The organism is Dolichospermum sp. LEGE 00246 (assembly GCF_015207865.1).
GTDB lineage: Bacteria > Cyanobacteriota > Cyanobacteriia > Cyanobacteriales > Nostocaceae > Dolichospermum > Dolichospermum heterosporum.
The window spans coordinates 1-8206 of record NZ_JADEWA010000242.1; the positions used below are offsets into that span (position 1 = coordinate 1).

The 8206-nt window shown below is 38.3% G+C and carries 7 protein-coding genes and 2 pseudogenes; 5 read left to right on the forward strand and 4 right to left on the reverse strand.

Features of this window, described 5'->3' with window-relative positions:
- Together IQ228_RS15835 and IQ228_RS15840 are read left to right on the forward strand one after the other, a co-directional pair.
- Positions 1 to 128 (forward strand): annotated as a pseudogene (locus IQ228_RS15835) (Uma2 family endonuclease); the annotation flags it as partial.
- A gap of 268 nt (positions 129 to 396) precedes the next feature.
- Positions 397 to 1611: an FIST N-terminal domain-containing protein gene (locus IQ228_RS15840; RefSeq protein ID WP_027402156.1), complete on the forward strand. Its 1215-nt coding sequence runs from the start codon at positions 397 to 399 to the stop codon at positions 1609 to 1611.
- Positions 1612 to 1816: 205 nt separating this feature from the next.
- Here the strand turns inward: IQ228_RS15840 and IQ228_RS15845 are convergent, their stop codons facing one another.
- The gene (locus tag IQ228_RS15845) at positions 1817 to 2920 is read right to left on the reverse strand and encodes a metallophosphoesterase (RefSeq protein WP_193963497.1); all 1104 of its coding nucleotides are present in this window, start codon (positions 2918 to 2920) and stop codon (positions 1817 to 1819) included.
- 148 nt (positions 2921 to 3068) lie between these two features.
- Between IQ228_RS15845 and trmB the strand changes: the two genes are divergently transcribed.
- The 3 genes from trmB (at position 3069) to IQ228_RS15860 (ending at position 4922) form a co-directional block, all read left to right on the forward strand.
- Positions 3069 to 3773: a tRNA (guanosine(46)-N7)-methyltransferase TrmB gene (gene trmB, locus IQ228_RS15850; RefSeq protein ID WP_193963498.1), complete on the forward strand. Its 705-nt coding sequence runs from the start codon at positions 3069 to 3071 to the stop codon at positions 3771 to 3773.
- A 410-nt stretch (positions 3774 to 4183) separates the two neighbouring features.
- The gene (locus tag IQ228_RS15855; protein ID WP_027402158.1) at positions 4184 to 4615 is read left to right on the forward strand and encodes a hypothetical protein; all 432 of its coding nucleotides are present in this window, start codon (positions 4184 to 4186) and stop codon (positions 4613 to 4615) included.
- Positions 4575 to 4922, forward strand: coding sequence for a hypothetical protein (locus IQ228_RS15860; RefSeq protein WP_193963499.1), 348 nt, complete (start codon positions 4575 to 4577; stop codon positions 4920 to 4922). Before IQ228_RS15855 ends, IQ228_RS15860 begins: the two co-directional genes overlap by 41 nt.
- A 205-nt stretch (positions 4923 to 5127) precedes the next feature.
- On the opposite strand, the pseudogene IQ228_RS15865 reads toward IQ228_RS15860, so the two are convergent.
- From IQ228_RS15865 to cofH, 3 genes and pseudogenes are all read right to left on the reverse strand, one after another.
- A pseudogene (locus IQ228_RS15865) lies at positions 5128 to 5720 on the reverse strand (Uma2 family endonuclease).
- Positions 5721 to 5843: 123 nt separating this feature from the next.
- Positions 5844 to 6242 (reverse strand): photosystem II protein Psb27, encoded by a 399-nt coding sequence (psb27, locus tag IQ228_RS15870; protein ID WP_027402160.1) that lies wholly within the window; start codon positions 6240 to 6242, stop codon positions 5844 to 5846.
- A 191-nt stretch (positions 6243 to 6433) separates the two neighbouring features.
- Positions 6434 to 7576 (reverse strand): 7,8-didemethyl-8-hydroxy-5-deazariboflavin synthase subunit CofH, encoded by a 1143-nt coding sequence (cofH, locus tag IQ228_RS15875; RefSeq protein WP_193963500.1) that lies wholly within the window; start codon positions 7574 to 7576, stop codon positions 6434 to 6436.
- Positions 7577 to 8206: the final 630 nt, after the last annotated feature.

Here is an 8206-nt window from a genome sequence, read left to right on the forward strand (position 1 = left end):
CTGTTACTGTTTATCGTCCTCATGGTAAAATTACCTTATTAACAGAAGACGATAAATTAACTGTAGATGAATTATTTCCGGGTTGGGAAATTGCTATTTCTGAATTATGGCCACCTGTATTTGAATAGATGTTTATATAGAACTCATATTGGATTTTTGAAAAAAATCAGGTATTGTAGGGTGTGGTTCGGCAAGCTCACCAACCGCGTCAGACTGCATAAATTATATTAATAAACAGATTTGTAATATCTGACGCACCCTACGTATCTGAACAACGAGATCCCCGACTTCTCTAAGAAGTCGGGGATATGACTCGTTACCTGTTCCCTAATCAATAAGTGACAAACTTAGTTAAAATAATCAACTAACCCCAAAACAGAAACCAGCCGAAAACTCATGGCAGATCAAATGCAGTGGACAAATGCCCTATCAACTCGTCCTTCCTTAGAAGCGGCTATTAACGATGTTGTAGAACAAGCTGTGGCATCTTTAACAGCACCAGCGGATTTAGGGCTGGTATTCATTTCTTCTGCTTTTATGAGTGAGTATTCCCGACTTTTGCCTTTATTGGCGGAAAAACTTTCTGTACCTATACTAATTGGTTGTAGTGCTGGGGGTGTAATCGGCAGAAAACAAGCTGGAGAAACGGAAGAAATAGAAGCAGAACCAGCCCTGAGTTTAACTTTAGCCCATCTTCCCGGTGTCGAAATCCAACCTTTTCATATTGTGGCGGAAGAATTGCCAGATTCCGATAGTTCCCCGACTGCTTGGATTGATTTAGTAGGTGTATCACCTTCCGTAGTCCCTCAATTTATCCTCTTGTCTAGTCCCTTTGCTTCAGGAACAAATGATTTGTTGCAGGGGTTAGATTTTGCTTATCCAGGTTCAGTGGTGGTGGGAGGACAAGCCAGCAGCGGCTTTATGAATGGTCGTGTGGGCTTATTTTGTAATGATAAGTTATATCGGGAAGGTACGGTAGGCATCGCTTTAAGTGGCAATATCGTCTTAGATACAATTGTTGCCCAAGGGTGTCGTCCCATTGGTGAACCGTTGCAAGTAACGAAGGCGGAACGGAATATTATTTTAGAGTTAGATGAAAAAGTACCTTTGATGGTGTTGCGAAATTTAATTAGTAGTTTGACTGAAGAAGAAAGGACTTTGGCGCAACATTCTTTGTTTGTGGGTTTAGCAATGGATGAATTTCGGCTAAATTTACATTCGGGGGATTTTTTAATTCGCAATGTTTTGGGAGTAGATCCTAATGCTGGGGCGATCGCAATTGGCGATCGCATTCGTGCCGGTCAAAGGTTACAATTTCATTTGAGGGATGCCGAAGCATCCGCCGAAGATTTAGAAATTTTACTCCAAGAATATCAAAGTGAAAATGCCGGACAACCTTCTCCTGTAGGCGCTTTGATGTTCACCTGTTTAGGACGAGGAACAGGACTGTATGGCAAACCTAATTTCGATTCTCAACTATTTAGCCGTTACATTCAGGATATCCCAATGGGTGGCTTTTTCTGCGGTGGTGAAATTGGTCCAGTCAGCGGCAGAACTTTCCTCCATGGTTATACTTCTGTATTTGCCATTTGTCGTTCTCTTGGGGAATAGGTGACAGGTGACAGGTGACAGGTTACAGGTTACAGGTTACAGGTTACAGGTTACAGGTTACAGGTTACAGGTTACAGGTTACAGGTTACAGGTTACAGGTTACAGGTGACAGGTGACAGGTGACAGGTTACAGGTTACAGGTTACAGGTTACAGGTTACAGGGGGGAAAAATTATTTCTAATGACCAATGACCAATGACCAATGACTAATGACCAATTAAAAGCGTACTGTGATTATCAATGAAAGCTGTATTCCCATCATTCACTGCGCTATATTCTTCAATGTAACGACGGACATGAATGGGAAAGTGTGGATATTCTAACATAGCATCACCATCGGCAATAGTCGCCCAAAAGTCCCGTAAACCGGGGGCTAGGGTTTGTGCCTGTGCTAGTGGTAAACTCAATGGAGGTAATGTTAATAACTTGACCACAAAGGGATAAGAGCGATCGCCCATCCATTGCCGTGATAATGTTTGTAAATTGGGAAAATCTGGCACTGATTCCACACGATGAGAAACAACTTGTAACGATTCACTACCCAATTCATCGCGGTTAAATTCCAACACCCGATAAGGATGAGGATAGCTAACTAAAGAACCAGTAGTAATATCATAAATTCCGTCTGCACAAGCCACATCTTGAACGTGCAAATGTCCTGTAAATACTAACTTGACTCCATAACGTTGTAATAATGTCCGCAGTTCTGCTGCATTTTCCAGCATATAACGATTTGCCATCGGATGAAGTGATTGATTCGGTAAATGTTCAACCACGTTGTGATGAATCATAACTAAAACCAATTCATCATCAATCTCTGCTAACTGCTGTTCTAACCATTGGAATTGCTGACTATCCAACCGTCCTATTTGCTGACCTTGATCATCAAATGAGTTAGAATTAAGACCAATTAACCTCACCCCTGGAAATATCTGCCGATTATAATAATGTTGTTGAGGATTTTCATAACCAAACTTTTGGTAGAAATAGGGAAAATCTGCAAAGCTAATTGATTGTTGATTGGCGATTAAAACAGGGACATCATGATTACCAGGAATAACATAAGATGGAAAAGGTAACTGTGATAACCTGTTTTGTAACCAACTGTGATTCGCTGATTCACCATGTTGGGTTAAGTCTCCAGGGATCAACAAAAAATCTAAATCTAATTGGGTTAAATGTTCTAATACACTATCAAAAGCCGGAATACTCACTTCCACCAAATGAAACCGACTAGGGTGATCCCAGATTGTTTCAGGAAGCGCAATGTGTAAGTCGCTAACGATAGCAAAACGAAAATTGAGTTTCATTGATTTTAAGAAAATGTTAAAAATAAAGTTGCAAAGATTCTTTTTCTCAAAGTATAACTCTCACTGTGTATACCTGTGCAGGAATATTTAGACTTAATAATATTTGTATACATTTGTTTAAAATTGTTGTTTTTTAGGAGCGTAAATTTTGTCACCTGTTCGAGTTCGTCAGCACGTAAACCCCCTGGCAAGTAAATTCCAAACCCCAACCGCTTCTCCAGAATGGGAAAAGATTTATATCCAACAAAACCTACCTCTACACTTAGATATTGGTTGTGCGAGAGGGAGATTTGTCCTAAAAATGGCACAAGTAGAACCAAATTGGAATTTTTTAGGGTTAGAAATCAGAGAACCCCTAGTAGTCGAAGCCAATAGAATCCGCGATGAAATGGGTTTAACCAATCTGCATTATTTGTTTGCAAATGTGAATAATTCCCTCATTTCCTTATTATCAACTTTACCTCAAGATAGCTTACAAAAAGTTACAATTCAATTTCCTGATCCCTGGTTTAAAAATCGCCATGCGAAACGTCGGGTAGTCCAACCAGAATTAGTCACAGAACTAGCGAAATATTTAGCAGTAGGTGGTATTGTTTTTCTGCAATCTGATATAGAATTTGTAGCAGTAGAAATGTGCGATCGCTTTCATGAACATCCTGCATTTGAGAAGCTAGGAACAACAACATGGTTAGCCCAAAATCCTCTCCCTGTCCCCACAGAACGGGAAATAGCCACTCAAAACAAAGGTGAACCAGTATATAGGGCTTTATTTACAAAGAAAACTGAAATTTTAGAGCCTGGGGTAAATGAGCAATCGTACAGAAACTTACGCTCAGGCTGTAACCCTTGCTAGATTAATCTAAACACGATTAGACTTGTTTGAGTATATATAATCATCCTTTGAAACCGTGTTTAAAAGTGATAAATTACTAACTTTTGTTTTAATGGGTGATATAGTTGATTAACTGGTTAAACACCAAACCGACTTAATCCAACTCAAAAGCCACTAATGTAGATAAAATTAACGGCTCTTCGGGACTTACTATGCTAGATTAGCCCATCAAATTGTAAAATCCTTACCATATAAGGACTTTAGGTTGATCCATCGGTTGATTTAACATAAGTGTGGCATCAAAACCCATGAAATGCTTTATTTATAAAGGTTTTGGAGTAAATAAATTCATATTTGCCATAACAAGTGCCGAAGAGCCAAATTAACTTATCTATGGATTTTTATGGCTTCTAAAATCTCAGGAAGCGAAAATGGTTCCTTTACACCTAGAAAAATTAAAAAGCAATACTCTCTTCGCTGTACCCAATGCTTTGAAAAATTTCTTTGGGTTTATTGTTGAAAAAATACGCCCAGAATTAGCAGAAGTTAGAAAATTAATTGAAAAACTAGAAGCTTTACCCAACGTTCAAGCGGCTAGGGGAATACGCAACAAAAATGGTGATTCACGTAAGATAATATTTGAAATACTAGCTACCGTGAATCCTAGTGAAAGAATAGACCTTCTAACGGAAGCTACTGATTTTGCAGTTGAAACAGAATGGAAGATGGATGCCCTTACCAAGAGTAGAAATTGGCATCTTGAGGTTCAAGTAGTTAGAAAGTTTAGGGAGGATAAAAAAAATCAAATAATTATTTTCAACAATGACAGAACCAAGTATTTATCTCCTGCAAGCTCAAGCTAACGAAGAAAGCGCAAAGATAGCCCAAAAGGATTTTCCTGAATGGGCTATTATTATGTATTTTTATGCAGCTTTGCATCTAATAAATGATTATGCTCTTGAACTAAATCAGATAGATCTACTAAAAGTAGATGAGGATTCAAAAATATCACAGCATTCTCTTAGAAGAGAATATGTGAAAACTATCAGTAATTATATTAATTGTAAGGATTTACAAGCAAATTATGATTTTCTTTTTAATGAAAGTTTACTAGCTAGATATTTAGTAAATAGAAACGACATTTTAGAATGTAGTGCTAGAGTATTATAGCCAATACACTGATAAAGATTTTTTAAAAATCCGTGATAAATTAGAACAAATTAAAATACGATTAGAACAAGCGCAGAAAAAACACAAAGCGGGTAAAAGCAGTAAAAAATAATTAGTTATTTGGCGTTAGCCATAGGGTACAGAATGTAAATTCAAAGCCAGATAGCAAGCCAGTTTTACTCCTGATTCCTGCTATGTCTTTCAACTAACGAATTAAACCAGCCCGTTGAAAGATAGTATGAGGAGTGATTTCTAATCCTGGTAATATTTCATGACTAATCATTTGATTTTCTCGAAAAGTCACAGGCAGAGAAGATACTGTAAAGACAGTAATAGTTTGAGAGATTGTATCTACTATCCAAACTAATAGAATCCCCGCTTGTAGATAATAAGTAGCTTTATCAATCATGTCTCCAAAAGTTTGACCAGGAGAAATAATTTCGATTACTAATTCTGGGATAACAGGACAAGCCTCATCTTCAAGCCAGTCAGCAGCAAGACGGTGATAGGAAACATAAGTTAAATCAGAAGTATCCAACTTGCTTGATTTTTGGTTAATTTGATTCCCCATTCCACAACAACACGACCTTGATCTTGCGCCCATGTAGATAATAATATAAATAATGCTCCTGTGGTTGAACCATGAAAGAATTTAGGAGACATTTGCTCATTTTTATATTTAGGTACAGCTTCCCCGTCAACCAACTCATAAATATTATCATTTTCGGGAAGTGCGAGAAATTCTTCGACAGTAAGCTGATTTTTTAGTTGGGTCCTAGTTAGCTTGCAGGGATTAATCTTCCCGGCTCTTATGATAGCTAAATTTGGGGATTTTTAGCTGAGAATCGGGGTGGGGAAACCTGGGCGGGGAAGCCCCGCCCTGAATTATGCTGTATCAAGAAACTATCCTTGAGACATAAATTAAGCACCACGTCTTAGGGATGCTTCTACTTGCTTGAATTCAGCATCCAGACGTTTTTTCAGCTTTTCAGGAACGGGACGATTAGGATAAGAACTGTAATGTCCTGCAAGGGAATTGAGGGCTGTTCGCATGGTGGTAAAAGAGTTAAGAGCCAAAACAGAAGTATTCCGTTGGTAGCGAGCCGAAAAGTCATTGATTTTTTGACGGGCTTCTGCTTCAAGTTCGGCTTTATTTGGAGAATCTTGAGGTAATTCTAGGGTTTGTCTCAACGTATTGACTACAGTTAAGGTATCTTGACGATAATCCCCGGTTAAACTATCTGGACTACCAGCACAGCCAACTAAACCGATAACTAAAACTAAAACTAGAGAAAGCAGACGCGACCAATAGCTTTTCATAAGCATTAAGTAAAAAAGAACAAGTAAATCAAAATCCATCCTATCTTGAATCGGTATATGGGGAATAGGTCAGTTGTCTCGTTCCCATAATCTGTATGGGAATAAATTCTATAAGGCTCTGCCTTTTCAATAATACTATGAGGCAGAGCCTCTATGATTGTATTCCCAGTCAGAGACTGGGAACGAGATAATTACCCATTACCCATTAGCCGATATAAAGTATCCCGTTGTTGATAGGGTCTTTTCAAAGAAGTTATTGCATTTTGTAAAGTTTCTACTTCCATGCAAGTACCACCCACAGCCCCAGCCATTGTGGTAATATGTTCTTCCATTAATGTGCCACCTATATCATTACAACCCCAATTTAAGGCTGCTGTAGCACCATCTAGTCCCAGCTTTACCCAGCTTGGTTGGTGATTGGGGATGTAATTTCCCAGATAAATTCTGGCTACAGCGGTTAGTAATAGGGAATCAGCTAAAACAGGTTGGTCTCTTCCTACCTTTTTGCGTAGGGATTTGGGGGCTTCTTGACCAACGAAGGGTAAGACAATAAATTCGGTAATTCTTGCAGGATAGCCTTTTTCTATGGCTGTTTGTTGGAGCGATCGCAATTTTTCTAAATGGACAATTTGCTGTTCTGGGGTTTCAATATGTCCAGACAATATGGTACTCGTAGTGGGTACACCTAATTGATGGGCTGTGCTGACAACTTCTAGCCAAGTGGCTGTATCAATCTTTTCTGGACACAGTACCCGTCTGACTTCATCATCTAGCACTTCTGCGGCTGTTCCGGGCATAGAACCGACACCAGCATCTCGCAAAGCTATAATCACATCAGTATAGGAAATTCCATCTAATCTGGCGATAAATTGGACTTCTTGGGGGGAAAAAGCGTGTAAATGGAGGTGAGGAAATTCGTCCTTAATGGTTTTTACCAGTTTGAGATAATAGGGTAAAGACTTACCATTAATTTGCGCTTGTGGGTGCAATCCCCCTTGCATACATATTTCCGTTGCTCCTCGACGCACTGCATCTGTAGCTTTTTCCAAAATCTGCGCCGAACTTAACCAATAAGCATCCGAATCACCATCATCCCGGCGGAATGCACAAAAACTGCAATGTTGCTCACAAATGTTAGTAAAATTAATATTGCGATTAATTATGTAAGTAACAGTATTACCAACTTGTTTTTGACGGAGTTGATTTGCTGTAGACTGAATTTGAGCGATCGCCTGTGGGTCAGTTTGTTTTAGTAAAAATACTCCATCATTAGGGGATATATTATCCTCTGCCAAAGCCGATTGCAGAATAGACTCAAAAGTTATAGTAGTCACAGGTGATTAAATATAAGTAGGTTGGCGTTGAAAATTGTCGTTATGGCAAGGCAAGAGGCAAGTTTTATGTTTCTTTACACAGTTTGGTTTTATTGTGTTCACCTACTTAAACAACTCGTTTAATTTCATAATAAATTGAAATTTGTAACTTTTAAATGTTATTTAACTGATAAACACCATTGTTCTAGAGAATCTTTGTTAAAAGATTATAAATCGAAACTAAGTAGTGAGACAGAATTAATTACACAATGTCATTGCGTAAGCGTGGCGTTAGCCATATGGAACGAAGTGAAATGAAGCAATTACAACCCTTGCGATTACTTCCCTTCGCTCGCAATGACTGTAAATATTTTTGTCCAATTACTTACACAGACGAAATCTTTCTCCGCTGGTTAATATTAAGGCGTATTGAGTTTTGTAAGCGCAAAGCACAAACTGCGTCAACAAAAATCAAATGGGAGTTCTTTACAATTATAATCCATTTTTGGTAAACTAGAAAGAATCGGGGGTTTTATTAAGTAATATTGCTTATTTGTTGTATGTATAAAAAGTCCCATTTATACTTTTATGGCTGATAATATAATGTTCATTGATAGCTTGGAGAATATTTATTCTCAAGAGATCCAAAGA

Coding starts and splice junctions, on each gene's coding strand:
- IQ228_RS15845 (WP_193963497.1), bottom strand. CDS start 2,920: ATGAAACTCAATTTTCGTTTTGCTATCGTTAGCGACTTACACATTGCG.
- IQ228_RS15860 (WP_193963499.1), top strand. CDS start 4,575: ATGACAGAACCAAGTATTTATCTCCTGCAAGCTCAAGCTAACGAAGAA.
- IQ228_RS15840 (WP_027402156.1), top strand. CDS start 397: ATGGCAGATCAAATGCAGTGGACAAATGCCCTATCAACTCGTCCTTCC.
- IQ228_RS15855 (WP_027402158.1), top strand. CDS start 4,184: ATGGTTCCTTTACACCTAGAAAAATTAAAAAGCAATACTCTCTTCGCT.
- psb27 (WP_027402160.1), bottom strand. CDS start 6,242: ATGAAAAGCTATTGGTCGCGTCTGCTTTCTCTAGTTTTAGTTTTAGTT.